Origin of the sequence: Mitsuaria sp. 7 (assembly GCF_001653795.1) — a bacterium.
GTDB lineage: Bacteria > Pseudomonadota > Gammaproteobacteria > Burkholderiales > Burkholderiaceae_C > Roseateles.
The window spans coordinates 5,294,800-5,319,283 of record NZ_CP011514.1 but is presented as its reverse complement, the minus strand read 5'-3'; the positions used below and the strand labels follow the sequence as shown (position 1 = coordinate 5,319,283).

Genomic DNA, 24,484 nt, shown 5'->3' with positions numbered 1-24,484 from the left:
CGGGCCGCCGGCATCCCGCCTTTGGCGGACGATGCCCGTCGTGTTGTTCGGAGGGCGTTTGGCGTTCCCGCAGCGCGGTGCGGCGCGAGCTGTTCGACCCGCGAAGGAAGGCGTCTGGCAAAGCGTCAGCGAAGGAAGGCGTCGTAGCCCGTCTTGAGGATGAGCAGCGACACCACGACGACAAACATGCCGCGCACGAAACCCGCGCCCTTGGCCAGGGCCATGCGCGTGCCCACCAGGCTGCCGACGACGTTGGCCACCGCCATCACCGCCGCGATGTGCCACCAGACGTGGCCCTTGTAGGCGAACAGCACCAGCGCGGCGAAGTTGGTCGCCGTGTTCATCAGCTTGGCGGTGGCGGAGGCGTGCAGGAAGTCGAAGCCCAGCAGCCGCACGAACAGGAAGACGAAGAAGCTGCCCGTGCCCGGTCCGAAAAAGCCGTCGTAGAAGCCGATCGTCAGCCCGATCGCGCTGGCGATCAGCGTCTGCCGGGCGGCCTCGTGGCGCGGCGCGTGATGGCGCCCGAGGTCCTTCTTCGCCAGCGTGTAGAGCAGCACGCCCAGCAGGATCGCCGGCAGGGCCTTGCGCAGGCCGCTCGGGTCCACCTGCGTGACGGCCCAGGCGCCGGCGAAGCTGCCGGCCAGCGCGGCGCCGGCCGCCGGCATCAGCGACAGCCAGGGCAACGACACGCGCTTGGAGAACTGGTGGGTGGCCCAGGCCGTCCCCCAGATGGCGGCACCCTTGTTGGTGCCGAAGAGAGTGGCGGGCGCGGCATTCGGATAGACGCTGAACAGCGCGGGCACCAGGATCAGCCCGCCGCCGCCCACGACGGCATCGACAAATCCGGCCAGGAGCGACGCCACGGCCGCGGTCAACAACTCGATCATCTGCAACGACTCGCTAGGGCGGCTTCGGGGCCGCGGACACGGGCCGAGAACGATCGCAGGATGCGCGCAAAACCAGGCCACGAAAACAAAACGGGCACCTGATCCAGGTGCCCGCGAATTGTGACAGTGTCACTGTTGTTCGTTCGAATTGGTCTGATCTGTTTTGTCTCCTCAGCCCCCGTAGGCAACCCCCTTGGTGCCGGCTTGTCGCCGGCGCGGGACGGGTGTCGCGTCGAGTGGGGTGGATGCTAGGACTGCACCCCTATGCACGCACTTGGGGTTTTCACTTGGCGCATGCACCAAGATGGAACGGTTGGCCTGCGCTCACTTGCGTGAAATGGCCTTGTGGATAGCGGTTGGCGAACATCGCACGGTGCACTGTTCTTGCCATTCGGGCGAAGGTCGCCCGGTGTGGCGTGGAGGTGTCATTTCCCTGAAACAAGGGGGAGGGCCGGACCGATCCGGGTGCCTATCGGGGGTGATGGCCGTTCGAAGCAAATTCTTGTGTGCGAGCCGGGAACTTTCCGGGCAGCTCGCGCAATACGTTCAACATCACGCAACGCATGCCGAACGCCCGATGAGCTTCTGGACCCGCCTGGCTGGCCGCAGCCGCCCCGACCCCGCCGCCGCGCCTGCCGCCGGTGGCGAGCGCGAGCCGCCGCCCTCCCAAGCCGCCGTCAGCGAAGCGCTGGTGCGCCGCCTGCGCCAGGGGGATGCGAGCGCGCTGGAGCCGCTGTACCGCAGCGAATCGCCCGGCGTCTACCGCTACGCGCTGGCGCTGTGCGGCCAGTCCGACTGGGCGGCGGATGCGATGCAGGAAGCTTTCGTTCAATTCGCCGGCCGACCCGAGGGCTGGGATGCGGGCAGAGGTCCGCTGGGCGCCTACCTCGCCGGCGTGGCCCGGCATCACCTGCTGGCGCGCTGGCGGGACCTGCCGGTCGCCCATGACGAGGACGCCGACGACCGCCATCACGACCCCGCCGATGCGCCGGAGCAGCAGCTGGTCCGGGCGCAGGACCAGGCACGGGTATGGGCGGCGCTGCAGACGCTGCCCTGGACCTTCCGCGAAGCCGTCGTGCTGGTCGATCTGCAGGAGCGGTCCTACGCCGAAGCCGCCCGCATCGCCGGCGTCGAGCTCAACACCCTGCGCACCCGGCTCCACCGGGGCCGTGCGCGCCTGCTGGCCGCCTTGCAGGACGAGTCCCGGCCCCCGTCGTCGGCCGAGTCCGCCGCGATCGAACGCTCATCGAAGTCCGCATGATGAAGACCACCGACACCTTTCCGCCCCGTACCGCGCGCCTGGCCGACTGGCTCTGGGCCGTGGCCCAGGACCTGCGTCAGCGCACCCCGCCTGTCGAGCGCGACGACGCGGTGCTCGCCGCGATGCGCCAGCAGTTCGCCGCCCGTCAGAAAGCCGGCAGGGCCGGCCGCTGGAGATGGGCGCTCGCCGGCCCGGCGCTGTGCGCCTCGGTGCTGGTCGCCTGCGTCTGGCTGCTGGGCTCGGCGCCGCCGGGCGAATCCGGCGCCACCGTCATGGGCAATCCCGGCAGCAGCTTCATCGTGCTCGTGTCCGCCGACCGCTGGGCCGCCTTCGAGAAGGCCGGCGCCGGCACCGCGTGGCTCGTTCCGGCAGAGGTTCCGCGCGAACGCCTCGCGTTGCTGGGCCTGCCCTACGACCCCGCCGATGCCGCCGCGCCCGTGCGCGCCGAACTGCTGGTGCACGCCTCCGGTGACGTGCTCGCGATGCGCGTCATGCCTTGACCGGGCAACGCCTGACCCTCTTCGTCCTTTCCCGTTCGTCGCCACCCATTCCTTGCGCTTCGTTGCCTTGAACGACGTCCCGCTTTCCTCCCTGGAGACCGCCATGAAGACTTCCCTGACCACCCTCGCCCTGGCGCTCGCCGCCCTCGCGGTCCAGGCCCAGCCCGCCGCGCACGCGTCGCCGGATCCCGGCGCACAACCGGCACCGCCCGCACCACCCGCCATGCCGGCCGTCGTCCCGCCCGTCCCGCCGACACCACCGGTCCATGACGCGGTCGACCTGATCGCCGAATCCGGCGTCGCAATGCACATCCTCAGCGCGGAACGCCTCGTCAAGGGCGCGCCGTACTGCGCCCAGGCCGTGCATGAAACCGTCCAGCCGCTGGCCGATGGCAACCGCATCGTCCATCAGCAGACCAGCCAGCTGTGCCGCGACGGCGAAGGCCGGACGCGCCAGGAGGTCGAACGTCAGGGGCGCAAGATGGTCTACCTCCGCGACGCCGTCAGCGGCGAGAACTGGCTGCTCGATCCGGAGCGCAAGACGGCGCGTTACCTCGGCGGCGGGCGCGCGGACGCCGATGCGCAACGCGAGTACGGCGAACGCATGCGCGAGTACCAGGACAAGATGCGCGACTACAACGACAAGATGCGCGAGTACGGCAGGAAGATGCGCGACTGGGCGCGCGAGAACTTCGGCCACGGCGAGACCGCGCAGCGCGCGGAGGCGCCGAAGCCACCGGCGCCTCCGGCCGCGCCCGCGGCGGTCCGCATCGCGACACCCGTCGTGATCTCCCCGGGCGAGGGCGGCCAGCAGACGCGCGTCATCCGCGTCGAGACCCCGCTGGGTCCGCTGGCGCCGATGCCGCCGTTGCCCGCGGCCGTGGCGATGCGCATCGAGCCCCTGATCCTCACGGGGCAGGATGAGCAGCTGAACAACCTGCCGCCCAAGGAGATCGACGGCCTCAAGGTCACCGGGGGGCGCGCGACGCGCACGATCCCGGCCGGCAAGATCGGCAACGAGAAGCCGATCGTGATCTCGCGCGAGGTGTGGACGTCCTCCGACCTGAAGGTCACCGTCAGCGTCCAGACCAAGGATCCGCGCAGCGGCGAGCAGAACTACCAGCTGCGCAACATCCGCCGCGCCGAACCCGAGGCCGCACTGATGCGCGTGCCGGCGGACTTCGCGAAGACGGGCTTGCCCAAGCCGCGTACGCCCAAGGACGGCAAGGAAAGCAAGGAGAGCAAGGAGAGCAAGGAAGGCTGATCCGGCGGATCGAACTGCCGGATCGAGGAGACGAATCGATCTGCCGGATGGCGGCGGCAGGTCGGCGGCGCGTCGACAATGCCTTCCCGATGACCGCGCCGCCTTCCCCGCTCCCTCCGAAGCTGATCCTGCAGACGCTCAACCGCGGCGACGGCCTGCTCGGCATGCGGCCGCACGGGAAGCTGGGGCCGCGCGGGAACCCCGTGTCGCTGCTGCGGCTGGAGCGCTGGCCGGCGGATCCGGCGGCGCTGGAGCAATGGCAGGCGCTGCCGCTGCATCCGGTGGACGCCGGGATGCTGCAGTGGCGCGACGCGTCCTTCGGGCGAGGACTGACCCCGTGCTGGACGCTGGAGCAGGAAGACCTGTTCCCCGACTTCGCCGCCGACCAGGTGCCCCGCTTGCGCCAGCTTGGCTGGGAGATCGAGTTCCTGCCGGGTTTTGCGCACCACAGCGTCGCGATCGACGCGTGGTCGCTGGAAATCCAGCCGGAGGGCGATGAGCCCGTCGACGTCCAGACCGCCATCGCGCCCGGCGCGGGCGACCGCCTGCCGACGCTGGCGCTTTCGCGCCGCAAGGGCTCGTGGATGCTGAGCCTGGGCGTGACGGTGCAGGGCCAGCGGGTCGACCTCGCGCCCATGATCTGGGACCTGCTGCGCAAGGACCGGCGTTGGCTCTATGCCGATGCGATCGCGGGCATCGACGACGACGCCATCATCAGCTTGAAGGCGCCCGGCGGGCGCCGGCTGCATTCGACGGCGGCGCCGCTGAAGCGCCTGATGCTCAATCTGCTGGACGTGCTGGTCGCCCAACGCTCACGGCGGGGGCCGGTGAAGCTCACGTCGTGGGAAGCGGCACGGTTGGCGGCGCTCGATGTGCCCGACAGCCGCTGGCAGGTCTTCGGCGCCGACGAGCTGCGCACGATGTGGGAGCGCCTGCGCGACGCGGGCCCGCCGCCGGCGTCTCCGACCCCGGAGGGTCTGGGCATCACACTGCGTCCGTACCAGCTGCAGGGCCTGGCATGGCTCCAATACCTGGCGCGCCAGGAACTCGGCGGGATCCTGGCCGACGACATGGGCCTCGGCAAGACGGCCCAGGCCCTGGCGCACTTGATGGTCGAGAAGCAGGCCGGACGGTTGACATCGCCGGCGCTGGTCGTCGCGCCGACGTCGCTCATCTTCAACTGGACGCAGGAAGCCGCGCGGGTCGCGCCCGACCTGCGTGTGGCCACGCTCTCCGATCCGGCCGAGCGGGCCCAGGTGATGAAGCGCCTCGGCGACATCGACCTCCTGCTGTGCAGCTACGGCCTCGCGTGGCGCGAGGTGCGGGCGCTCTCGAAGCCCAAGTTCTCCGTGCTGGTGCTGGACGAGGCCCAGGCCGTGAAGAACCCGCGCTCACGGGCCGCACGCGCGTTGCGCCGGCTCCAGGCCCACCAGCGTCTGGTGCTGACCGGCACGCCGCTGGAGAACCACCTGGGCGAGCTCTGGACCCAGTTCGATTTCCTGATGCCGGGCTACCTCGGCGAGGCGCGCTCCTTCGCGCGGCACTGGCGCAAGCCGATCGAACAGACCGGCGACGCCCGTCGCGCCCGGGAGCTGGCGTCCCGCGTGCGGCCTTTCATCCTGCGGCGTCTGAAGGAGGAGGTCGCCAAGGATCTCCCCCCGATGACGGTGCTCACCCAGCGCATCCCCCTGCAGGGGCGCCAGCGTCAGCTGTACGAGAGCGTGCGGATCGGCGCCGACCATCTGGTGCGCCGGCTGCTGAAGGACTCGGAGATCTTCGGCTCCGGCCTGATGTCGGTGCTGGACGCCATGCTGAAGCTGCGCCAGGTCTGCTGCGATCCGCGGCTGGTGCCAGGTGTCGAGATCCCGCACGGCATGGAGGCCGCCAAGCTCGAATGGATCCGGGAGAAGGTGCCCGAGATGATCGCCCAGGGGCGGACGATCCTGGTGTTCTCGCAGTTCACCGGCATGCTGGACCTGATCGAGGCCGCGATGGACGAGCTCCGGATCCCGCTGATGAAGCTCACCGGCGCGACGCCGGAAGGCAGGCGGGGCGAGGTGGTGCGACGCTTCCAGGCGGGCGAGGCGCCGCTGATGCTGGTCAGTCTGAAGGCGGGGGGCGTGGGCTTGACGCTGACGGCGGCGGACACCGTCATCCAGGTCGATCCCTGGTGGAACCCGGCGGTCGACGCGCAGGCCCATGCCCGGGCGCATCGGATCGGCCAGACGCGGCCGGTGTTCGTGCACCAGCTGGCGATCGAGGGCTCGATCGAGGAGCGCATGCTCGAACTGCAGGCCCGCAAGCGGGCGCTGGCGGACGGCATGCTGGGCCGCGACGGGGGGGAGCGTCTGGAGAAGTTCAGCGCCGACGAGATCGATCGGCTGCTGGCGCCGTTGCAGTCCCCGGACGACGAGGACTGACGGGGCGCGGGGGAGCGAGGCCGCCGCCCGGACTCGGGGCGGCGCCGCTCAGGGGCTCAGCGCTTGCGGTCGAAGCGCAGGGCGCGCGCGACGCTGCGGCGGTCGCAGCCCAGGCTGGCGACTTCGAAGGCCTCGTGCTTGCGGCCCTTGTCGTGCTGCGCCAGTTCCGGCATCGGGAGGCGGCGCGGCTGGGATTCGGTGCGGGTTTGGGACTTCATCATGGTCGGGGACCTTCTTGGCTATCGGCGGTCGGAGGCGGAGGGAAGACCGCTTGCAATGACCGCTTTGTGCCAGCTAACGCGGCCCGTCAGGACCCCGTTGACAGGCTCCTCACAAATCTGAACAAAGCTCGCGCCATCGTCACGCATGAGGCACCAGCGTGGTGCTTTGGACGTATAGCGAACGGATTCAGCGTCAGTCCAAGTCGGCTAAGCTCCGGCCCCATGTCCGCCGTTTCCCCCTCGTCGCCCCTGCCGGCTCCCGCTTCCGAGGGGTCTTCCGACCTGCTGGTCGCCTGCCTGTGCGCGGCCTGGTGCCGGACCTGCGACACCTACCGGGACGACTTCGCGACGCTGCGCCAGCAGCACCCGGGTGCCCGCTTCCTGTGGGTGGACATCGAGGACGACTCGGAACTGGTCGACGACCTGGAGGTCGAGACCTTTCCAACCCTGCTGATCGGCCAGGGGGAACGGGTGTGCTTCATCGGGCCGGTGCTGCCCGGGCCGGCGGCGGCTCAGCGGTTGATCCAGGCCGCGCAGGACAACCCCGCGATGTCCGCCGCCAGCCCCAATGCGCCGGCCGGCACGACCGCCGCAGCGCAGTCGCTGCTGTCGCGTCTGCGACAGTCCTGCTGAGCAGTTCCCAGACCCCGGCCGCCGCAGTACCGCAGCCCATTTGAGGGACAAGGGCGACGCTCGTCGCCACCACGCCCCCGAACAGCGCGGTGCCCCCACCTTCAGAGGGAGGGCGAGCGAGAATGCGCCACCGCCAACCCCCAAGGCCGGCTCTCTGCGCGACCCGCGGCGAGCCGCTGCATCAATGAACGTCCAATTCAAGAATTCGGTGGCCCGCGCCACGCCCATCCTGGCGCTGGACCGCGCCGCCTACCAGGCCCTCGCCCTGAAGCTGCCCAAGCGCACCCAGCAATGGCTGGCGACGCTGGGCTTCTCCGCCGCGCCGGACACCTTCGCCCTGGTGCCGGGCGAGGACGGCAAGCTGGCGCAGGTCTTCGCCGGCGTGGCGCATGCGGCCCATCCGTTCGCGCTGTCGGCGCTGCCGCTCGCACTGCCCGAAGGCGTCTACACCCTGTCGCCCGACGGCCTGCCGCTGCAGGACGAGGCCGCCGCGATGTCCTGGGAACTGGGCTGCTACCAGTTCGACCTCTACAAGCCGCGCAAGCGTGAGCCGGCCCAGCTGCTGATCAAGAGCAGCGCGGACGGCCAGCGCGGCCTGGCGATCGCGACCGCGATGACCGCGGTGCGCGACCTGGTCAACACCCCCGCCGAGCACATGGGGCCGGAAGAACTGGCCAAGGCCGCCGCCGTCGTCGGCAAGCAGCACGGCGCGAAGTTCAAGGAGATCGTCGGCGACGAACTGCTGAAGAAGAACTTCCCCGCGATCCACGCCGTCGGCCGCGCGAGCACCCGCGCGCCGCGCCTGATCGAGCTGAACTGGGGCAGCGACAAGCACCCGCGGCTGACGCTGGTCGGCAAGGGCGTGTGCTTCGACACCGGCGGCCTGGACATCAAGCCGGCCGACGGCATGCGCCAGATGAAGAAGGACATGGGCGGCGCGGCCAACACGCTGGGCCTGGCCACGCTGATCATGGCGCTGAAGCTGCCGGTGCGCCTGCAGGTGCTGATCCCGGCGGTGGAGAACTCGATCAGCGGCAACGCCTACCGTCCGGGCGACGTGATCAAGACCCGCGCGGGCCTGCACATCGAGATCGGCAACACCGACGCCGAAGGCCGCGTGATCCTGTGCGACGCGCTGGCCTACGCCACCGAATCCAAGCCGGAGCTGATCATCGACCTGGCCACGCTCACCGGCGCGGCCCGCATCGCGCTGGGCGCGCAACTGCCGGCGCTGTTCACCAAGCACATGGACACCGGCCGCGACCTGGTCGACCTCGGCCTGAAGATGGACGATCCCCTGTGGCACATGCCGCTGTGGTCGCCGTACAAGGAAGGCATCACGTCGAGCATCGCCGACATCGTGAACACCGGTCGCAGCGCGCTGGCCGGCGCGATCAACGCGGCGCTGTTCCTCGAGGCCTTCATCCCGGCCGAGCAGGACTGGCTGCACATCGACCTGTTCGCCTGGAACGACATCGCGCGTCCGGGCCGCCCGGTCGGCGGCGAGGCCCAGACGATCCGCACGCTGCTGGCCTACATCGAGGAACGCTTCAGCGCCTGATCAGCGCGCGACCGGCGCGTGATCAGCACGCCATCGGCGCCTGATCACTCCCCGGCGCGCAGCCAGGCCGCGGCGCGCTCCGCGATCATCAACGTGGGCGAATTCGTGTTCCCGCTGGTGATCGTCGGCATCACGCTCGCGTCGACGACGCGCAGGCCGGCGATCCCGCGCACGCGCAGGCGGCTGTCGACGACGGCGCCCTCGTCGTCGGCGCGGCCCATGCGGCAGGTGCCGACCGGATGGAAGATCGTCGTCGCGATGTCACCGGCCAGGCGGGCCAGCTCCTCATCGGTCTGGAACTCGACACCGGGCTTGTGCTCGCGCGGCCGGTAGCGCGACAGCGCCGGCTGCTCGACGATGCGCCGCGTCAGCCGCAGGCTGCGCGCCGCGATGTCGCGGTCCTCGGCGGTGCTGAGGTAGTTGGGCGCGATCAGCGGCGCATCCGCCGCGTCGGCGCTGCGGATCGCGACCGTGCCGCGGCTGGTCGGATTCAGATTGCAGACGCTCGCCGTGAACGCGTTGAACGCGTGCAGCGGCTCGCCGAACGCATCGAGCGACAGCGGCTGCACGTGGTACTGCAGGTCGGGCCAGTCCTTGTCCGGTCCGCTCCTGGCGAACGCACCGAGCTGCGACGGCGCCATGCTCATCGGGCCGGTGCGGCGCAGCGCGTATTCGAGCCCGATGCGGGCCTTCCCGAACCAGCTCGACGCCAGCGTGTTGAGCGTGCTGACCCCCTCCACCTGGAAGACCGCGCGGATCTGCAGGTGGTCCTGCAGGTTGCCGCCGACGCCGGGCAGGTCCTTCACGACCTCGATCCCGTGCTGTTGCAGCAGCGCCGCCGGGCCGACGCCCGACAGCTGCAGCAGCTGCGGCGAACCGATCGCCCCCGCCGCGAGCAGCACCTCGCCGCCGGGATTCAGACGGACGGTCTCCAGCCCCTGCGGCGTGCGCACGAGCAGCCCGTCGCAGCGCGGCTCGCCGTCGACCTGCTCGAACAGCAGCCGCTGCGCATGCGCGCCGGTCCACATCTCGAAGTTGGGACGCCGGTAGCAGGCCGGGCGCAGGAAGGCCTTGGCGGTGTTCCAGCGCAGGCCGGCGCGCTGGTTGACCTCGAAGTAGCCCACGCCCTCGTTGTTGCCGCGATTGAAGTCGGGCGTCGCCGGGATGCCGGCCTCCTGCGCCGCCGCAGCGAACGCGTCCAGCACCGCCCAGCGCAGGCGCTGCTTCTCGACGCGCCACTCGCCGCCGTGCCCGTGCATCGTCGGGTCGAAACCGGGCGGCCGTTCGGCGCCCTCGTCGAGGCGCCAATGGTCCTCGTGCTCGCGGAAGTAGGGCAGCACCGCGTCCCAGCGCCACGCGTCGTCGCCGGCGGCCTCGGCCCAGCCGTCGTAGTCGCGGGTCTGGCCGCGCATGTAGATCATCCCGTTGATGCTCGAACTGCCGCCCAGCACCTTGCCGCGCGGGTAACGCAGGCTGCGTCCGTTCAGGCCCGCGTCGGGCTCCGTCTTGAACAACCAGTCCGTGCGCGGATTGCCGATGCAGTACAGGTAGCCGACGGGGATGTGGATCCAGTGGTAATCGTCGCGACCGCCGGCCTCGAGCAGCAGCACGCGCCTGGACGTGTCGGCGCTCAGCCGGTTGGCGAGCAGGCAGCCGGCGGTGCCGGCGCCCACGATGATGTAGTCGAAGCGGCCCGAGGCGGTCTCGGGCGCCGCTTCGCGGTGGCTGCTGGTTGCGTTGTCTCCGCCCATGTCTCTCTTGTCGTGATGGGTCTGTGAAGACCCATGCTGACCGAGCCACGGGCGGCCGGCAACCACGTTGTCACCAAGAGCCGATGGCCTCTTCCTCCGGCCGCTCCGCAGTGCGCCCGTTCAGCGCGTACCAGTCGATCCGTCGCGTCAGCGTCATGACCGCCGCCAGTACCGCGAAGAGCAGCGAGGCACCGACCACCAGCGAGGCCTTCTCCAGGTTGAGCAGCACGAACAGCGCGCCGTAGAGCACCGCCACCAGCGCACCGAATCCCAGGCCTCGCAGCGCCGTGCCCAGCATGGACGCGCCATAGAACGTCAGCAGCCCGATCGCCGCGCCCGCCGCCAGCGCATAGGACAGCGCGAAGCTCAGGTGTTCGGACAGGCTCAGCAGCAGCAGGAAGAACAGCGTCATCGCGAGACCCACCAGCAGGTACTGCACCGGGTGGACGCGCCGGCCGGACAGCAGCTCCAGCAGACCGACGCTGACGAAGGTCAGCACGATGAACAGCAGCCCGTACTTGATGGCGCGGTCGCTCATCACATACGGATTGACCGGGTCGATCATCGAGAAGGCCAGCGTGTCGGCCACGATGCCCGACTTGGCCTCGCGACCCGGCACCGGGTTCGGCGCATAGGCGCGGGCGGCATCCGGATCGCGCTCCACGCCGGGCAGCGAGTACCCGGCGAGGACATCGCGCGGCGCCGTCGTGGCGAGCTCGGTGACCTGCCACTGCGCTTCGAAACCGCGTTCGTCAATCCGCTTGGACATCGGCAGGAAGCGGCCGCCGAAGCTCGGGTGCGGCCAGTCCGAGCGCAGCTTGACCTGCGTCACCGAGGCGGCCGGCACGATGCCGAAGTCCGTCATCCCCACCAGGTTGATCGCGAACGACAGGGTCAGCGGCTGCTCCGTCGCCTGGCCCGGAAGCGATGCATGGAAGCCGTGCGCGTAGCTGTCATGCCGGGTCCCGGGTCGGACCTGCAGCGGCTCGGTACCGCGTTTGACGCTCACGGCGCGCAGCCCCCGCGCGTCGCTGACGGCGAACATCACACGCGGGTCTTCGCAGCTCAACTTGCCCTTGTGTTCGGCCACGGGCGTCAACGCGCCGAGCGAGGCCCACCGCGCCTGCAGCGTCACCTCGCCGGCGTAGCCGTTCACCTTGAACAGGCCGCGCTCCCGCTGCTCCTGGTTCAGCGCACCCTCGACCTTGAGCTCGGTCGGCACCGCCGAGAGCACGAAGTCGCGCCGTTCCGGCGTCTTGGTGAGGTCCTTGCCGATCCCGTTGACGGACTCCCACTCCTCCGTGCAATTGCGCTGCACCATCGGACCGAGCAGCACCTGCGGTCCCGCCTGCGCCGCGGCCACGCCGGCCTCCGCGGCGCGTTGACGCTCCTGCCGCTCATCGACCAGCCAGCCGATGCGCATCAGCACGAACATCAGCAGCAGCGTCACGCCACCCAGGATCACGACCTTCCACCACAGCGCCTTCATCTGCATCTCCTTCTCCTCGCCCCTCGGCGATCCATGGAAGGCGGCAGTCTCGGCAGCGGCCGTGAGCTCAGGACGAAGTTTGTGAGGCCGCGGTGAAGAGCGGGAAGGCCAGCCGCACACGCAGGCCGGGTTCGGCCGGCTCGAAGCGCAGTTCGCCGCGATGCAGGCCCGCGATCTGGCGCACGATGGCCAGGCCCAGCCCGGAGCCCTTGCGCAGGCTGCCCGGCCGTGCGGTGGAGAAGAAGCGTTCGCCCAGTTGGGCGAACGCGCCGGGCGGCACGCCGGGGCCGTGATCGCGCAGTTCAAAGAAGGCGCGCGAGCCGTGCCCCTCCGCCGCATCGGCAGCGGGCTCGATGCCGACCTGCAGCGCCAGCTCGGAGCCGGCCGGCGCGAAGTCGATCGCGTTCGTCAGCAGGTTGCTGATGGCCAGCGCCAGCATCTCCGCATCGGCCTGAAGCTCCACGGCGTCGCGGCGCAGCCAGCGCACCGTCAGCCCCTGCTGCTCCAACCGGTCGCCGAGCTGCGACAGCGCCTCGTCGACTGCGCCGACGAGCGCCACAGGACGCGGATGCTCCGGTCCACGCCGCAGTTCCAACGCGGACAGCGCCAGCAGGCGCTCGACCAGCTCCGTCATGCGCTCGCTCTGCGAGACCACCTGCGCGGCGAAGCGCTGGCGGTCCGCGTCGGGCAGCTCGTCCTGCAGCAGCTCGCCGGCGCCGCGCAGCGCGGCCAGCGGGCTCTTGAGTTCATGCGTCAGCGCGCGCACCAGATGTTCGAGGCGCTCCCTGCCGTCGAGGCGTTCGCGCATCGCGTCCATGGCCTGCGCCAGGTCGCCGAGTTCCCCGGGCACCTTAGGCGGCGCCTGCCGCTCGCCGAGCTGGACCTCCTGCGCGTAACGCCGCAGGCGACGCACCGTGAAGATCATCCACGCGGTCACCGCGACGCCCACCGCCAGCGAGACCGCCAGCAGGCTCAGCCCCGCGATCCAGATGCGGCGCTCGGCGCGGAAGATGATCTGCTGCACCGCGGCCGCCGGTTTCGCCACGGTGACGACGCCGATCGTCCGACCGTCCAGGCGCACCGGCGCCGCGACGTACATCACCGGGCTGCCCTGCGCATCCTTGCCGTTGCCGAGCTCACCGGCATTGCCGTAGAGCGTCGGCTTCTCGGGCGTCGACCGCGCCCCGTACTCGCCGCGCAAGGTGCGGGCGACATCGTTCCAGGCGGAGTAATCCTGGCCGACCGCCGGGACGGGACTGGTGTCGAGCACGACGCGTCCGCTCGCGTCCGTCACGTAGATCCGGAAGTCCAGCGATCGCTTGCGGGCGCTGAGGATGCGGGCGTCGACCGGGCGCTCGGCGTAGTCGCGCACCCGTTGCGCGAAGCGCGTGCCGCTCAGGTCCCCGCCGGGCGGCATCGCGGCGAGCTCGTCGCGCGCCAGCTCGGCCACCAGGTTGGCGGTGTCGACCATCATGTCCTCCATCACCTCGCGCACGCTGGGCTTGAACTCGCCCAGCACGACGCGCAGCAGGATGAAGGCGCTCAGCCCCGCCACCAGGAAGAAACCGAGGAACAGTCGCAGGCCGAGGCGCATCCGCCGTCACTCCAGCGAGTAGCCCATGCCGCGGTGCGTGCGGATCGGGTCGAGGTCGGGCCGCACCTGGCGCAGCTTGGCGCGAAGCGTCTTGATGTGCGTGTCCACGGTGCGGTCGCTGCTGTCGGCATCCATGCCCCAGACGGCGTCGAGCAGGCTGTCCCGGCTGTGGATGCGGCCAGGCGCCTTCAGCAGGCGCAGCAGCAGGCCGAGCTCGCGGCGGGTCAGCGGCAGGAGCTCGCCATGGAAGCGCACGCGGGAGCCTTCGGCCTCGACCACGAAGCCGGCGACGGCCGGCGCGGCCGGCTCCACCGGCGCCTGGGCGCGGCGCAGCAGGGCCCGCACCCGCGCTACCAGCTCGCGGTTGCTGAACGGCTTGGCGAGGTAGTCGTCGGCGCCCAGTTCCAGGCCGAGCACCTTGTCGCCCTCCTCGCTGCGGGCGCTCAGGACGAGCACGGGCAGACGCGCCAGCGGACCCTGGCGCAGTTCGCGGCACAGGTCCAGGCCGTTGCCGCCCGGCAGGCCGACGTCGAGGATCGCCAGGTCCGGCGCGTTCGAGGCCAGTGCCGAACGCGCCTCGTGCAGCCAGCCGCAGGCGCGGACCCGGTAGCCCTCGCGCTCCAGCACGAAGCTCACGGTCTGGGCGATCGCGGGGTCGTCCTCCAGCAGCAGGACCTGGCCGGCGAACGGGGCCGGCGGTGGCGACGACGAAGCGGGTGAGGTGGCGGAGGGCGTGCTCATGGCCGCGATCATCGCGGAGTTGTTCGCGGCGTTGCGGCCGACGTCGCTTCGGCCAACCCGCGGAGATAGCGCAGCCCTTCGGCGGCGCGCGGGCCGTACCAGCTGATCAGCTCGCCGTCGACCAGCCGCACCCGGGCGTTCGGGCACAGTGCCTGCGCTTCGGCCAGATGCTCCTCGCCGAAGCGGTAGGGCTCGGAGCTGAGCAGCAATTCGTCGATCTCCGGGAGCCAGGGTTCGTCCCCCGTGACGACCGGGTAACGCGCCGCGCCGTGCGGGCCGCCGTCGACCGGCGGCCAGGTGTGCCAGCCCACCTCGGCCAGCATGCGCGCGATGTAGGTGTCCCGCGCCACCGTCATCCAGGGCGCGCGCCAGATCAGGTAGAGGACGCGACGCCCCGCCTGCGTCGGCGGACGATCGTCGCGGAAGGACCGGCAGGCGGCCAACGCCTCCCGCAGTTCGACAGCAAGGCGATCGGCCCGGTCGCGGAGTTCGGGGACATCCGGCAGCGCCCCTTCGAGGTAGGAAATTTCGTCCGGCGGAATGACTTTTCTTCCGGCGGGTTCAGACCTGACCCCCAGTTCGGCGGCAAAAACCTCCACCATCTCGACGATCTGCGCGATCAGGGTGAGGTTGTCCTCCGGTCCGCAGGGGTGGGTCACCACCAAATGGAGGATGAACTCGCGCAGCGCCTCGACGGTATCGAGCCGGTTCTCGTCCACGTTGACCACCGCATGGGTAGGCGCCAGGGCCCTCACTTTCTGGAGGTTGACGTCCTTCGTCCCACCAATCTTTGATATTGCTGACACCGCCGGCGCGGGGTGAATGCAAAAACCGGTGCGTCCGACGACCCAGGCGCCCAATCCGAGGGCGAACAGCAGTTCCGTCACCGAAGGCACGAGCGAGACGATGCGCAGCGGCGACGCGGTTGGGACCTCGCCCGGAAGTGGGAGTGGCGGTGCGATGGGCGACACGTTGTGCGATTTCAGCGGGGTGGTATTCGCATAGTGGAAAACACTAGGCACAGATTGACGCTCTCAGGAGTCTGATTTGCCCCACCAAGATGCCGGAGGCGGAGATTGTTGAGCGCTTCCGACACTGCTCGGGGTTTGCGCGCATCAGCTGAAAAACAACAACCAGCTTGACGCGTTGCGAACCGCCAATCCTGTCACACATAATCGGATCGCCTGAATGCAGCGCCTTCGTATGAGTGGTTCACGATGGGTTGAAGCAGCACATTGGGTTATTTGGTTTTGAAAGGGCTTCCCCCATGGGAAACAAGCTATACGTGGGCAACCTCGCTTACAGCGTGCGAGACGAGTCGCTCCAGGAGGCATTCGCGCCATTCGGCACCGTCATTTCCGCCAAGGTCATGATGGATCGTGAGACGGGACGTTCCAAGGGCTTCGGCTTCGTGGAAATGTCGACGGACGATGAAGCGCAGGCTGCCATCAACGGCATGAACGGTCAGGCCCTCGACGGCCGTGCGATCGTGGTCAACGTGGCTCGTCCGCGTGAAGACCGTCCGGGCGGTGGTGGCGGCTTCGGCGGCGGCGGTGGCCGCAGCGGTGGCGGCGGCTTCGGCGGCGGCGGTGGTCGCAGCGGTGGCGGCGGCTACGGCGGCGGTGGTGGCGGCGGCTACGGTGGTGGCGGCGGCGGTGGTCGCAGTGGCGGCGGCGGCGGTTACGGCGGTGGCCGTAGCGGCGGCGGCGGTTACGGCGGCGGCGGCGGTGGCGGCTACGGTGGTGGCGGCGGCGGCAGCTACGGCGGCGGTCGCGGCGGCTACTGAGCCACGCACGGCAGGCGGGTTCATCCCGCCTCGCAATGAAAAAGGCGCTCCTCGGAGCGCCTTTTCTTTTGGGGGATCAGCTCCTCCTGCTCCCTCTCCCGCTTGCGGGAGAGGGTAGGGGTGAGGGCCAGCGGCCGTGGCAGCGCGCCAGGGTCAGCTCTCGCCTTGACGATGCTTGCGCGGGCGCCCCGCCAGCAGCCGGTCGAACACCGCGCCCGGCAGCAGCCGCATGACACGCGCCACGACACCCATCTGCCACGGAATGAACCGCACCCGCGCACCCGCCGCAATGGCCGCATACGCCTTGCGCGCGAAGTCCTCGGGCTGCATCAGGAAGGGCATGCCATACCGGTTCTCGCGCGTCAGCGGAGTATCGACATACCCCGGCGCGATGGTCACGACCTTCACGCCATCCGGCCGACATTCCCCGCGCAGACTTTCGCAATAACTGAAGACCGCGGCCTTGCTGGAACAGTAAGCGCCGTGCCCCGGCAACCCGCGGATGCCCGCGACGCTGGCGATGCCCACCAGCGTGCCGCTGCGGCGCGATCGCATCGCGCTGATGAAGGGATGGAAGGTCGCAGCCAGGCCGATGTTGTTGGTGGCGTAGAGGCGCTGCATCACCGCGAGGTCCTCATAGATCGCCGTGTCCATGCCGATGCTGATGCCGGCATTGGCGATGACGACGTCGGGCAGGCCCTGCTCGGCGATGCAGCGACGACCGGTGGCCGCGATGGCCTCGACGTCGCTGACGTCGGCGCGGTACACGCGCCAGCGCGACGGCTCCAGCCCTTGCTGCCCGGCCCACGCGGCCAGGTCCTCGACGCGGCGCGCGACCAGCGCCAGGTTCCAGCCCTCGCGGTAGTACTGCAGCGCGAGCGCCTGACCGATGCCGCTGGAGGCACCGGTGATGTAGACAAGTCGGGTCATGGCTTGCTGCTGAAGGTCGCGGTGCCGGAAGCCGCCTTGGTCGGTCTGGCTGCGGGCTTGGCTGCGCCCGTTGCGGCGGCCGTGGCGGCCGCATTGCCTGCGGCCTGGCTGGCGGCCTTTGCAGCGGCCTTGGCCGGCTGCAACGACGGCCGCACGCCGGGCTGCGCGGCGAAGGTCGCGCGACCGCCGCCGCTGAACGTGAGGCGCCCCGTCAACTGGTCGTAGACGAAGCTCTTCACCTGCATCTCGCCGCCCATGCCGACGACGCGCGCCGGCAGATGGGACTTGATCTGCTGCTGCGGCACGAAGACGTGCAGGAACTCGCCGTAGAGCTCCAGGTCCGGCGACTTCGCCGTATCGCCATTGGGGTAGCGCTTGACCTTCACGTCGCCGAGCAGCTGCACCTCGCTGCCGTCGCCGTTGGACACGCCGCGCTGCGCGTCGGCGACCAGCAGCTCATCGAGCTTGCCGTAGGCGCGCAGCTGCGGGGTATCGATCTCGAGCGTGTCGTTGTCGGGGTAGTGGCGCATCTCGGTGCCGATGATCCGGCCGGTGAGCCGGCCGTCGCTGCTGAAGCGCTGTACCTCGAAGCCGTTCATGCGGTAGTCCGGCTCATGCTTGGGGGCGGTCTTCTCGCGCGGCGCCTCGAGCTGCGGCGTGTTCTTGATGAGCCACCAGGTGAAGCCGGCCAGCATCGCCATCAGCAGCAGCGGCACGTAGTTGGCCAGCATCGCCTGCAGGCGCCACAGCAAGGGCTGCGCGCGGCGGCGCGGGGCGGTCGGCGGCGGAACGAGTGCCGCCATCAGTGCCCGCCCCCGTCCAGGGTCTCGAGGTGGCCGTGCAGCAGCTTCGCGTACTGGCCGGCGGCCATCAGCAGCAGGTCGCAGAACTCGCGCGCGGCGCCGTGGCCGCCCGCGGTGGCGGTGACGTGGTGCGCCACCGCCTTCACCTCCGCATGGGCCTGCGCCGGCGCGCACGCGAAACCGGCGCGCACCATCAGCGGCAGATCGGGCCAGTCGTCGCCGATCGCGGCGACCTCGTCCCAGTGCAGCCCGAGTTGATCGAGCAGCGGCTGCGCCGCGGCCAGCTTGTTCTTCGCGCCGTAGACGGCGTGCTGCAGGCCGAGGTCGGCCACGCGGCGCCGCACCGCCGGCGAGTCCCGGCCGGTGATGACGATGGGGACGATGCCGCCCTGCGCCAGCAGCTTCATGCCGTGACCGTCGAGCGTGGCGAAGGCCTTGATCGTCTCGCCCGCCTCGCTCAGGTAGATGCGGCCGTCGGTCAGCACGCCGTCGACGTCGAAGATCGCGGCCTTGAGCCCGAGGGCCGGGCCTTGCGCCTTCAGCAGCAGCTCAGGGGGGAAGGACAGCGCGGGCTTGAGCTCGCGCACCACGGGTTGCGTCGCCATCACCGAGCCGCGCGCGGCGTCAGAAGGAGTGCTGCTCATCAGATCACCTTCGCGCGCATCAGGTCGTTGATGCTGATCGCGCCGACGAGGCGTTGCTCGTCGTCGACCGCCAGGACCAGCGTGATGCGCGCCTGTTCCATCAGGTCGGCCGCGACGACGGCGAGCGCGTCGGCGGCCACCGTGCGCGGATTCGGATGCATCACCTGCCCGGCGGTCAGGCCGCGCAAGTCGGTGCCGCGTTCGATCAGGCGACGCAGGTCGCCGTCGGTGAAGATGCCGCCGACCTTGCCATCGGCGTCGGCCAGCACGGCACAACCGAGCCCCTTGTCGGACATCACCCGCATCATGTCGATGAGCGGCATGTCCGCGTTCACCCGGGGCAGCGAGTCGCCGCTGCGCATCAGGTCGCGCACATGGGTCAGCAGGCGGCGGCCGAGCGAGCCGCCCGGATGCGAACGGGCGAAGTCCTCGGCGCGGAAACCGCGGGCGTCGAGCAGCGCCACGGCCAGCGCGTCGCCGAGCGCGATCTGCGCGGTGGTGCTCGCCGTCGGCGCGAGGTTGAGGGGACAGGCCTCCTGCTCGACCCGCGAGTCCAGCACGAAGTCCGAATGCTTGGCCAGCGACGACGACAGCCCGCCCGTCATGCCGATCAGCGTGACGCCCAGGCGCTTGAGCACCGGGATGATCGCGTTGAGCTCATCGCTCTCGCCGGAGTTGGACAGCGCCAGGACGATGTCGCCGGGCGTCACCATGCCGAGGTCGCCATGGCTGGCTTCGCCCGGATGGACGAAGAAGGCCGGCGTGCCGGTCGAGGCCAGCGTCGCGGCGATCTTGCGGCCCACGTGGCCGCTCTTGCCCATGCCCATCACGACCACGCGACCCGAGCTGTCGAGGATGGTCCGGATCACCTGCTCGAACGATTCGCCCAGGCGCGGACCGAGCGCGAGCAGCGCGTCCGCCTCGACTTTCAAGGCGGCGCGGGCCACGTCGAGCGCGCGGGAATGGGTGAGGGCGGCATGGGTCGTCATAAGGGCGAAAGTGTAGCCGCCGGGGTCGATTCAGTCCGGCGCCGGACCCAGCCGCATCGCCACGCCGAAGCCCCCGTCCACGGGGGGCAGGCGCAGGTCGCCGCCGTGGGCGCGCGCCACCAGATCGGCCATCATCAGGCCCAGGCCCATGCGGCCTTCGTACTGCTGGCGCTCCAGCGCATCGTTGAGGTCCACCCGCTGCCACTCGGCCGTCCCTTCGCCGTTGTCCGTGAGCTGCAGCAGCAGGCCGCCGTCGGGTTGGCGATGCAGGCGCAGCTGCACCCGCGAGGCGCCGTGGCGCCAGGCGTTGTCGATCAGGTTGATCAGCGCGGCGGCCATCAGGTCGGGGTCGGCGTCTATGCCGGCGTCGTCCTCGGGCAGGTCCAGCGCGAGGCCGTCCGGCAGCGGCAGCAGCGACATCAGCTCGATCAGGTCCAGGTGTTGCCAGCGCAGGCTCATGCCGGTGCGGAACAGCGTCAGCAGCGCGGTCACGACCCGGCGCAACCGGTCGGCCGCTTCACGCGTGCGCTGCAGGCGGGCGCGCGACTCGGGCGGCGCTTCACGCAGCGCCATCGCGAGCTGCGCGTCCATGCCCGCGAGCGGCGTGCGCAGCGCATGCGCCGCATGGGCGCTGAAGGCGCGCTCGTTGGCCACCCGCTGCGCCAGACGCTGACCGAGGTCCAGCACCGCGGCGCGGATGCCCGCAAGCTCCTGGCGGTGCTGCTCGGGCAGCAGCTGGCGCGTGTCGAGCGGATCGTAGTCCGCCAGCGCGCTGGACAACTCGGCCAGCGGCGCCAGCTCGGCCCGCGCGCGCCGGTTCATCCACATCATGCAGAGCCCGCCGACCAGCAGGGCCGAAATGGCGCTCGCGAGTCCGACCCGGCTGCGCACTTCCTTCCGCTCGGCGCTGGTCTGCGCCACCATCAGCCAGCCCGGACCGGCGACCATCTGCAGCGGGCGCACGTGGACCCGCCAGTCGTCGCCGTCGGTGCCGTCGTCCTGCCAGTCGCTGAAGCCGGGCGGCAGCTTCCAGGCGTTCACCGGCGCCAGCGGCGAGCGGTGCAGCAGCGCGCCGTCCGCGCCGACCAGTTGCCAGGCGAAGTGGGTACTGAGGTCGTCGTTGTCGGCGATCTCGGCCGGCATCGCGCTGCCTTGCCGCAGCAGCTGCCCCAGCACCTGCGACGACGCCTGCAAGGTCTCGTCCAGCAGTTCGTCCACCTCCTCCTGCACGACCAGCCAGACGCTGACGCCGGCCAGCAGGGCCCAGAAGGCGGAGATCATCAGGAGCTGGCGCGCCAGGCGGCCGGCGATGGACGGTCGGCGCGGGCCCGCGGGCGTGTTCACCGTCACGTTCAAACGGCCTCAGGCCCGAGCCGGTAGCCCAGTCCGCGGACGGTCTCGATCAACTCGCGGCCCAGCTTGCGACGCAGGCTGGACACGTGGACCTCCAGCGCGTTGCTCAGGACCTCGGCGTCGTCGCCCAGGACCTGCAGTTCGAGGTCGCGCTTCGGATACAGCCGGCCGGCGCGCTGCGCCAGCGCTTCCAGCACCGCCCATTCGCGGGCGGTCAGCTCGACCGCCTGGCCGTCGCGCGTCGCGCGCTTGGCGGCCAGGTCGAGCACCACGTCGCCGTAACGCCGCTGCGAACTGCTGGCCCCCACATGACGCCGGCTCACCGCGCGCAGGCGGGCGGCGAGCTCTTCCGGGGCGAAGGGTTTGACCAGGTAATCGTCGGCGCCGCTGTCCAGGCCCTGCAGGCGGTCGGCGAGCAGGTCCCGCGCGGTCAGCATCAGCGCCGGCGTCGACACGCCGCGCTGGCGCAGTCCGCGCAACCAGTCCAGGCCCGAGCCGTCCGGGAGCTGCCAGTCCACCAGCAGCGCCTCGAATTCCTCGTGCTGGCGAGGCAGCACCTCGGACAGACGACGGGCCCAGGCCACCGTGTGGCCTTCGGCGCGCAGGAAGTCGCGCAGGGCCTCGCCCAGGAGTTCGTCGTCTTCGAGCAGCAGCAGTCGCATGGCGTGGGGGCGGCCTTCGGCCGGATCATCGAGCCGGGAAGATAGCAGCCGCCGCCACACTGTGCGAGCGCCCGACCCGGTGTGCAAAGCGGCGCGGGTCTTCAGCCGGCCTTCAGCTTGGCTTCAGGACGACTTCAGCGCCGGAGCGCCCACTGCCCCGCGTGAAGCCGCATCCCCTGTCCTCCCTCCAGTTCGGCGCCGGCTCGACCGCGGCGCCGGTCCTGTCGCCCGTCGGGGCGATGACCCTCCCGGCGCTGCGGCGCGGATGGCTGGTCGCCCTGGCCGGCCTGGCCGCGCTGCTGCTCTGGGACTTCGCCGGATGGGACCTCGCGGTCGTCCGGCTGTTCGCCGATGCGCATGGCTTTGCGCTGCGCGACCACTGGATGACCTCGGGCCTGCTGCATCAAGGCGGCCGCTGGATGGCCACCGGACTGGCCGTGATGCTGGTGATCAACGCGGTGCGGCCGCTGTGGCCTGGACTCACGCGCCGCGAGCGCTGGGGCGCGGTGGCGCTGACGGCGGTCAGCCTGATCCTCATCCCGCTGATGAAGCAGGGCAGCACGACGAGCTGCCCCTGGGACCTGGCCGAATTCGGCGGCGTGGCGCACTACGTGTCGCACTGGCAATTCGGCATTCGCGACGGCGGCCCGGGGCATTGCTTCCCGTCCGGCCATGCGAGTTCCGCCTTCGCCTTCTTCAGCCTGTTCTTCATGCTGCGCCGCGCCTATCCCCGTCAGGCGCGCTTCGCGCTCGGCGCGGTCGTGACGATGGGCGTGCTCTACGGCTTCGCCCAGATGGCGCGCGGCGCGCATTACCCGAGCCACACGATGTGGACCGGCTGGATCTGCTGGACCCTCGCGGTCGTCGCCGCGCCGTGGCTGCGAGTCCGCGACGCCGACGCGGGTACATGACGGATTCATCGCCCTGACGATCGCGGCCTCCCAGAATCGGCGCTCCTGCAACCGACTCTGGAGAGATGCGATGGGCAAGAAGCTGCTGCTGCTGGCCGGCGATTACGTCGAGGACTACGAGCTGATGGTGCCGTTCCAGGCACTGCAGGCGGTGGGACACCGGGTCGACGCGATCTGCCCGGGCAAGAAGGCCGGGGACTTCGTCCTGACGGCGATCCATGACTTCGAGGGCGCGCAGACCTATTCGGAGAAGCCGGGTCACCGCTTCACCTTGAACGCGAGCTTCGACGACATCAAGCCGGAAGACTACGACGCGCTGGTGATCCCGGGCGGCCGCGCGCCGGAATATCTGCGCACGATGCCGGGCGTGCTGCCGCTGGTGCAGCATTTCGCGAAGGCGGACAAGCCCATCGCGGCCATCTGCCACGGCGCCCAGCTGCTGGCCGCGGCCGGCATCATCCGCGGCAAGAAGGTCTCCGCCTATCCGGCCTGCGCGGCCGAGGTCGAGCTCGCCGGCGCGAGCTTCGCCGACATCCCGGTCGACCAGGCGGTCACCGACGGCAAGCTCGTCACCGCGCCGGCATGGCCCGCGCATCCCGCATGGATCGCGCAGTTCCTCGCCGTGCTCGGAACGAAGATCACACACTGAGTGGAAATGAAAAACGGGCGCCGAGGCGCCCGTTCCGTCCGTAACCGCGAGAAACCGCGGTCGACGACTCAGGGGTACAGACCGCGCTCTTCGCGCGCTTCCAGCACCCGCGTGCAAGCCACCGTGAACGCGGCCGTGCGCAGCGGGATCTTGTGGTGTTCCGCGGTATCCCAGATGCCCTTGAACGCGCCGACCAGGATCTTGTCCAGGCGGACGTTGATCTCGTCTTCGGTCCAGAAGAACGACGAGAAGTCCTGCACCCACTCGAAGTAGGACACGGTCACGCCGCCGGCGTTGGCGATCACGTCGGGGACGACGATGATGCCGCGGTCGGCCAGCACGGCGTCGCCGTCCGGGGTGGTCGGGCCGTTGGCGCCTTCGATGACGACGCGGGTCTGCACGCGCTTGGCGCGTTCACCGGTGATCTGGCCTTCGAGCGCGGCCGGGATCAGGATGTCCGTCTTCACGTCCCAGAAGTTCTCGTTGTCGATGCGGTCGGCGCCCTTGAAGCCGCCCACGCCGCCCGTGCGGGCCAGGTGGTCCAGCAGGTCGGTCATGTCCAGGCCGTTCTCGTTCAGGATGGTGCCGGTGTGATCCTGCACCGCGACGACGATGGCGCCGTTGGCGGCGAACATCTTCGCGGCCACGGAGCCCACGTTGCCGAAGCCCTGCACGGCGACGCGTGCGCCTTCGAGGTTCACGTTCAGGCGACGCATCGCTTCACGACCGACGACGAACACGCCGCGGCCGGTGGCGGCCACGCGGCCGAGCGAACCGCCCAGCGCGATCGGCTTGCCGGTCACGACACCGGTGGCGGTCGCGCCCACGTTCATCGAGTACGTGTCCATCATCCAGGCCATGATCTGGCCGTTGGTGTTCACGTCAGGCGCGGGGATGTCCTGCGTCGGGCCGATGATCATGCCGATCTCGCTGGTGTAGCGGCGGGTGACCTTCTCCAGCTCCTTCATCGACAGCGTCTTCGGGTCCAGGCGGATGCCGCCCTTGGCGCCGCCGTAGGGCAGGTTCACCGCGGCGTTCTTGACCGTCATCCAGGCCGACAGCGCCATCACTTCTTCCAGCGTGACGTCCGGGTGGTAGCGCACGCCGCCCTTGCCGGGACCGCGGGTCAGGCTATGTTGGACACGGTAGCCCTCGAAGTGGGCGATGGTGCCGTTGTCGAGTTCGATGGGGATGTCCACGATCAGCGCGCGCTTGGGGCGGCGCAGCGTTTCCACCCAGCGGGCCAGCTTGCCCAGGTAGGGCTCGACGGCGTCGATCTGGGACAGGTAGGTGCCCCAGGGACTGTTGCGCGTGGGGGAAACGAAAGACAGGTTGGGCATGAAATGCTCCGTAACTTTTCGGTGGCGCGAACGGTACCCCGAAGCCCTGCCCGTCCGCCACGTGCGGCAAAGCCGAGTGCACATGCGGGCATGCG

At 70.2% G+C, this 24,484-nt stretch carries 23 protein-coding genes; 9 read left to right on the top strand and 14 right to left on the bottom strand.

From position 1 onward, the window contains the following. Positions 1–125 precede the first annotated feature (125 nt). Positions 126–887, bottom strand: coding sequence for a sulfite exporter TauE/SafE family protein (locus ABE85_RS23405; RefSeq protein ID WP_409072561.1), 762 nt, complete (start codon positions 885–887; stop codon positions 126–128). A 577-nt stretch (positions 888–1,464) separates the two neighbouring features. On the opposite strand from ABE85_RS23405, the gene ABE85_RS23400 reads away from it, so the two are divergent. From ABE85_RS23400 to ABE85_RS23385, 4 genes are all read left to right on the top strand, one after another. Further along, a complete protein-coding gene (locus ABE85_RS23400; protein WP_067280464.1) occupies positions 1,465–2,148 on the top strand; it encodes an RNA polymerase sigma factor in 684 nt (227 codons plus the stop codon). Continuing rightward, on the top strand, positions 2,145–2,648 hold the full coding sequence (locus tag ABE85_RS23395; RefSeq protein ID WP_067280461.1) for a hypothetical protein: 504 nt from the start codon (positions 2,145–2,147) through the stop codon (positions 2,646–2,648). Before ABE85_RS23400 ends, ABE85_RS23395 begins: the two co-directional genes overlap by 4 nt. A 103-nt stretch (positions 2,649–2,751) precedes the next feature. Continuing rightward, positions 2,752–3,912, top strand: coding sequence for a hypothetical protein (locus tag ABE85_RS23390; protein ID WP_067280459.1), 1,161 nt, complete (start codon positions 2,752–2,754; stop codon positions 3,910–3,912). Positions 3,913–4,001: 89 nt separating this feature from the next. Continuing rightward, positions 4,002–6,332: a DEAD/DEAH box helicase gene (locus ABE85_RS23385; protein ID WP_067283421.1), complete on the top strand. Its 2,331-nt coding sequence runs from the start codon at positions 4,002–4,004 to the stop codon at positions 6,330–6,332. A gap of 56 nt (positions 6,333–6,388) precedes the next feature. On the opposite strand, the gene ABE85_RS27780 is transcribed toward ABE85_RS23385, so the two are convergent. Then, positions 6,389–6,553, bottom strand: a complete 165-nt coding sequence (locus ABE85_RS27780) for a hypothetical protein (RefSeq protein ID WP_157522821.1) — start codon at positions 6,551–6,553, stop codon at positions 6,389–6,391. 222 nt (positions 6,554–6,775) lie between these two features. Here ABE85_RS27780 and ABE85_RS23380 point away from each other — a divergent pair, with 222 nt between their 5' ends. Together ABE85_RS23380 and ABE85_RS23375 are read left to right on the top strand one after the other, a co-directional pair. Further along, a complete protein-coding gene (locus ABE85_RS23380) occupies positions 6,776–7,186 on the top strand; it encodes a thioredoxin family protein (protein ID WP_067280456.1) in 411 nt (136 codons plus the stop codon). Between the two features lie 184 nt (positions 7,187–7,370). Then, positions 7,371–8,747 carry a M17 family metallopeptidase gene (locus ABE85_RS23375; RefSeq protein ID WP_067280453.1) on the top strand — a complete coding sequence of 459 codons (1,377 nt, stop codon included), beginning with the start codon at positions 7,371–7,373 and terminating at the stop codon, positions 8,745–8,747. A gap of 44 nt (positions 8,748–8,791) precedes the next feature. On the opposite strand, the gene ABE85_RS23370 is transcribed toward ABE85_RS23375, so the two are convergent. The 5 genes from ABE85_RS23370 to ABE85_RS23350 all read right to left on the bottom strand — a co-directional run bounded on the left by ABE85_RS23370 (position 8,792) and on the right by ABE85_RS23350 (position 15,293). Next, the gene (locus ABE85_RS23370) at positions 8,792–10,498 is read right to left on the bottom strand and encodes a GMC family oxidoreductase (RefSeq protein WP_082938885.1); all 1,707 of its coding nucleotides are present in this window, start codon (positions 10,496–10,498) and stop codon (positions 8,792–8,794) included. Positions 10,499–10,568: 70 nt separating this feature from the next. After that, on the bottom strand, positions 10,569–11,993 hold the full coding sequence (creD, locus tag ABE85_RS23365) for a cell envelope integrity protein CreD (protein WP_231993168.1): 1,425 nt from the start codon (positions 11,991–11,993) through the stop codon (positions 10,569–10,571). A 61-nt stretch (positions 11,994–12,054) separates the two neighbouring features. Then, positions 12,055–13,581, bottom strand: a complete 1,527-nt coding sequence (creC, locus tag ABE85_RS23360) for a two-component system sensor histidine kinase CreC (protein WP_067280447.1) — start codon at positions 13,579–13,581, stop codon at positions 12,055–12,057. A gap of 6 nt (positions 13,582–13,587) precedes the next feature. Further along, positions 13,588–14,322, bottom strand: a complete 735-nt coding sequence (gene creB / locus ABE85_RS23355; protein WP_082939089.1) for a two-component system response regulator CreB — start codon at positions 14,320–14,322, stop codon at positions 13,588–13,590. An 8-nt stretch (positions 14,323–14,330) separates the two neighbouring features. Beyond that, positions 14,331–15,293 (bottom strand): helical backbone metal receptor, encoded by a 963-nt coding sequence (locus tag ABE85_RS23350; protein ID WP_067280430.1) that lies wholly within the window; start codon positions 15,291–15,293, stop codon positions 14,331–14,333. A gap of 296 nt (positions 15,294–15,589) precedes the next feature. On the opposite strand from ABE85_RS23350, the gene ABE85_RS28145 reads away from it, so the two are divergent. Beyond that, the gene (locus tag ABE85_RS28145) at positions 15,590–16,108 is read left to right on the top strand and encodes an RNA-binding protein (protein ID WP_067280428.1); all 519 of its coding nucleotides are present in this window, start codon (positions 15,590–15,592) and stop codon (positions 16,106–16,108) included. 153 nt (positions 16,109–16,261) lie between these two features. On the opposite strand, the gene ABE85_RS23340 is transcribed toward ABE85_RS28145, so the two are convergent. Genes ABE85_RS23340 through ABE85_RS23315 form a run of 6 tightly spaced genes read right to left on the bottom strand, consistent with a single transcriptional unit; the run spans position 16,262 to position 21,489 of the window. Continuing rightward, positions 16,262–17,038 carry an SDR family oxidoreductase gene (locus tag ABE85_RS23340; protein ID WP_067280427.1) on the bottom strand — a complete coding sequence of 259 codons (777 nt, stop codon included), beginning with the start codon at positions 17,036–17,038 and terminating at the stop codon, positions 16,262–16,264. Next, positions 17,035–17,841 carry an LPS export ABC transporter periplasmic protein LptC gene (gene lptC, locus ABE85_RS23335; protein ID WP_067280425.1) on the bottom strand — a complete coding sequence of 269 codons (807 nt, stop codon included), beginning with the start codon at positions 17,839–17,841 and terminating at the stop codon, positions 17,035–17,037. Before lptC ends, ABE85_RS23340 begins: the two co-directional genes overlap by 4 nt. Beyond that, positions 17,841–18,446 carry an HAD family hydrolase gene (locus tag ABE85_RS23330; RefSeq protein WP_067283410.1) on the bottom strand — a complete coding sequence of 202 codons (606 nt, stop codon included), beginning with the start codon at positions 18,444–18,446 and terminating at the stop codon, positions 17,841–17,843. Before ABE85_RS23330 ends, lptC begins: the two co-directional genes overlap by 1 nt. Positions 18,447–18,484: 38 nt before the next feature. Beyond that, a complete protein-coding gene (locus ABE85_RS23325) occupies positions 18,485–19,474 on the bottom strand; it encodes an SIS domain-containing protein (RefSeq protein WP_067280423.1) in 990 nt (329 codons plus the stop codon). Positions 19,475–19,504: 30 nt separating this feature from the next. Continuing rightward, entirely contained in the window at positions 19,505–20,818 is a 1,314-nt protein-coding gene (locus ABE85_RS23320; RefSeq protein WP_231993167.1) for a HAMP domain-containing sensor histidine kinase, read from the bottom strand. A gap of 8 nt (positions 20,819–20,826) precedes the next feature. Next, positions 20,827–21,489, bottom strand: a complete 663-nt coding sequence (locus tag ABE85_RS23315) for a response regulator transcription factor (RefSeq protein WP_067280422.1) — start codon at positions 21,487–21,489, stop codon at positions 20,827–20,829. A 161-nt stretch (positions 21,490–21,650) separates the two neighbouring features. Here ABE85_RS23315 and ABE85_RS23310 point away from each other — a divergent pair, with 161 nt between their 5' ends. Continuing rightward, positions 21,651–22,400 carry a phosphatase PAP2 family protein gene (locus ABE85_RS23310; protein ID WP_231993166.1) on the top strand — a complete coding sequence of 250 codons (750 nt, stop codon included), beginning with the start codon at positions 21,651–21,653 and terminating at the stop codon, positions 22,398–22,400. 70 nt (positions 22,401–22,470) lie between these two features. Continuing rightward, positions 22,471–23,049, top strand: a complete 579-nt coding sequence (locus ABE85_RS23305; protein WP_067280420.1) for a DJ-1/PfpI family protein — start codon at positions 22,471–22,473, stop codon at positions 23,047–23,049. Between the two features lie 68 nt (positions 23,050–23,117). Here the strand turns inward: ABE85_RS23305 and ABE85_RS23300 are convergent, their stop codons facing one another. Next, positions 23,118–24,389 carry a Glu/Leu/Phe/Val dehydrogenase gene (locus ABE85_RS23300; RefSeq protein ID WP_067280418.1) on the bottom strand — a complete coding sequence of 424 codons (1,272 nt, stop codon included), beginning with the start codon at positions 24,387–24,389 and terminating at the stop codon, positions 23,118–23,120. Positions 24,390–24,484: the final 95 nt, after the last annotated feature.

Coding starts and splice junctions, on each gene's coding strand:
- ABE85_RS28145 (WP_067280428.1), top strand. CDS start 15,590: ATGGGAAACAAGCTATACGTGGGCAACCTCGCTTACAGCGTGCGAGAC.
- ABE85_RS23395 (WP_067280461.1), top strand. CDS start 2,145: ATGATGAAGACCACCGACACCTTTCCGCCCCGTACCGCGCGCCTGGCC.
- ABE85_RS23325 (WP_067280423.1), bottom strand. CDS start 19,474: ATGACGACCCATGCCGCCCTCACCCATTCCCGCGCGCTCGACGTGGCC.
- ABE85_RS23330 (WP_067283410.1), bottom strand. CDS start 18,446: ATGGCGACGCAACCCGTGGTGCGCGAGCTCAAGCCCGCGCTGTCCTTC.
- ABE85_RS27780 (WP_157522821.1), bottom strand. CDS start 6,553: ATGATGAAGTCCCAAACCCGCACCGAATCCCAGCCGCGCCGCCTCCCG.
- ABE85_RS23370 (WP_082938885.1), bottom strand. CDS start 10,498: ATGGGCGGAGACAACGCAACCAGCAGCCACCGCGAAGCGGCGCCCGAG.
- ABE85_RS23340 (WP_067280427.1), bottom strand. CDS start 17,038: ATGACCCGACTTGTCTACATCACCGGTGCCTCCAGCGGCATCGGTCAG.
- ABE85_RS23400 (WP_067280464.1), top strand. CDS start 1,465: ATGAGCTTCTGGACCCGCCTGGCTGGCCGCAGCCGCCCCGACCCCGCC.
- ABE85_RS23375 (WP_067280453.1), top strand. CDS start 7,371: ATGAACGTCCAATTCAAGAATTCGGTGGCCCGCGCCACGCCCATCCTG.
- ABE85_RS23405 (WP_409072561.1), bottom strand. CDS start 887: ATGATCGAGTTGTTGACCGCGGCCGTGGCGTCGCTCCTGGCCGGATTT.
- ABE85_RS23380 (WP_067280456.1), top strand. CDS start 6,776: ATGTCCGCCGTTTCCCCCTCGTCGCCCCTGCCGGCTCCCGCTTCCGAG.
- lptC (WP_067280425.1), bottom strand. CDS start 17,841: ATGGCGGCACTCGTTCCGCCGCCGACCGCCCCGCGCCGCCGCGCGCAG.
- creD (WP_231993168.1), bottom strand. CDS start 11,993: ATGCAGATGAAGGCGCTGTGGTGGAAGGTCGTGATCCTGGGTGGCGTG.
- creC (WP_067280447.1), bottom strand. CDS start 13,581: ATGCGCCTCGGCCTGCGACTGTTCCTCGGTTTCTTCCTGGTGGCGGGG.
- ABE85_RS23300 (WP_067280418.1), bottom strand. CDS start 24,389: ATGCCCAACCTGTCTTTCGTTTCCCCCACGCGCAACAGTCCCTGGGGC.
- ABE85_RS23315 (WP_067280422.1), bottom strand. CDS start 21,489: ATGCGACTGCTGCTGCTCGAAGACGACGAACTCCTGGGCGAGGCCCTG.
- ABE85_RS23385 (WP_067283421.1), top strand. CDS start 4,002: ATGACCGCGCCGCCTTCCCCGCTCCCTCCGAAGCTGATCCTGCAGACG.
- ABE85_RS23305 (WP_067280420.1), top strand. CDS start 22,471: ATGGGCAAGAAGCTGCTGCTGCTGGCCGGCGATTACGTCGAGGACTAC.
- ABE85_RS23390 (WP_067280459.1), top strand. CDS start 2,752: ATGAAGACTTCCCTGACCACCCTCGCCCTGGCGCTCGCCGCCCTCGCG.
- creB (WP_082939089.1), bottom strand. CDS start 14,322: ATGAGCACGCCCTCCGCCACCTCACCCGCTTCGTCGTCGCCACCGCCG.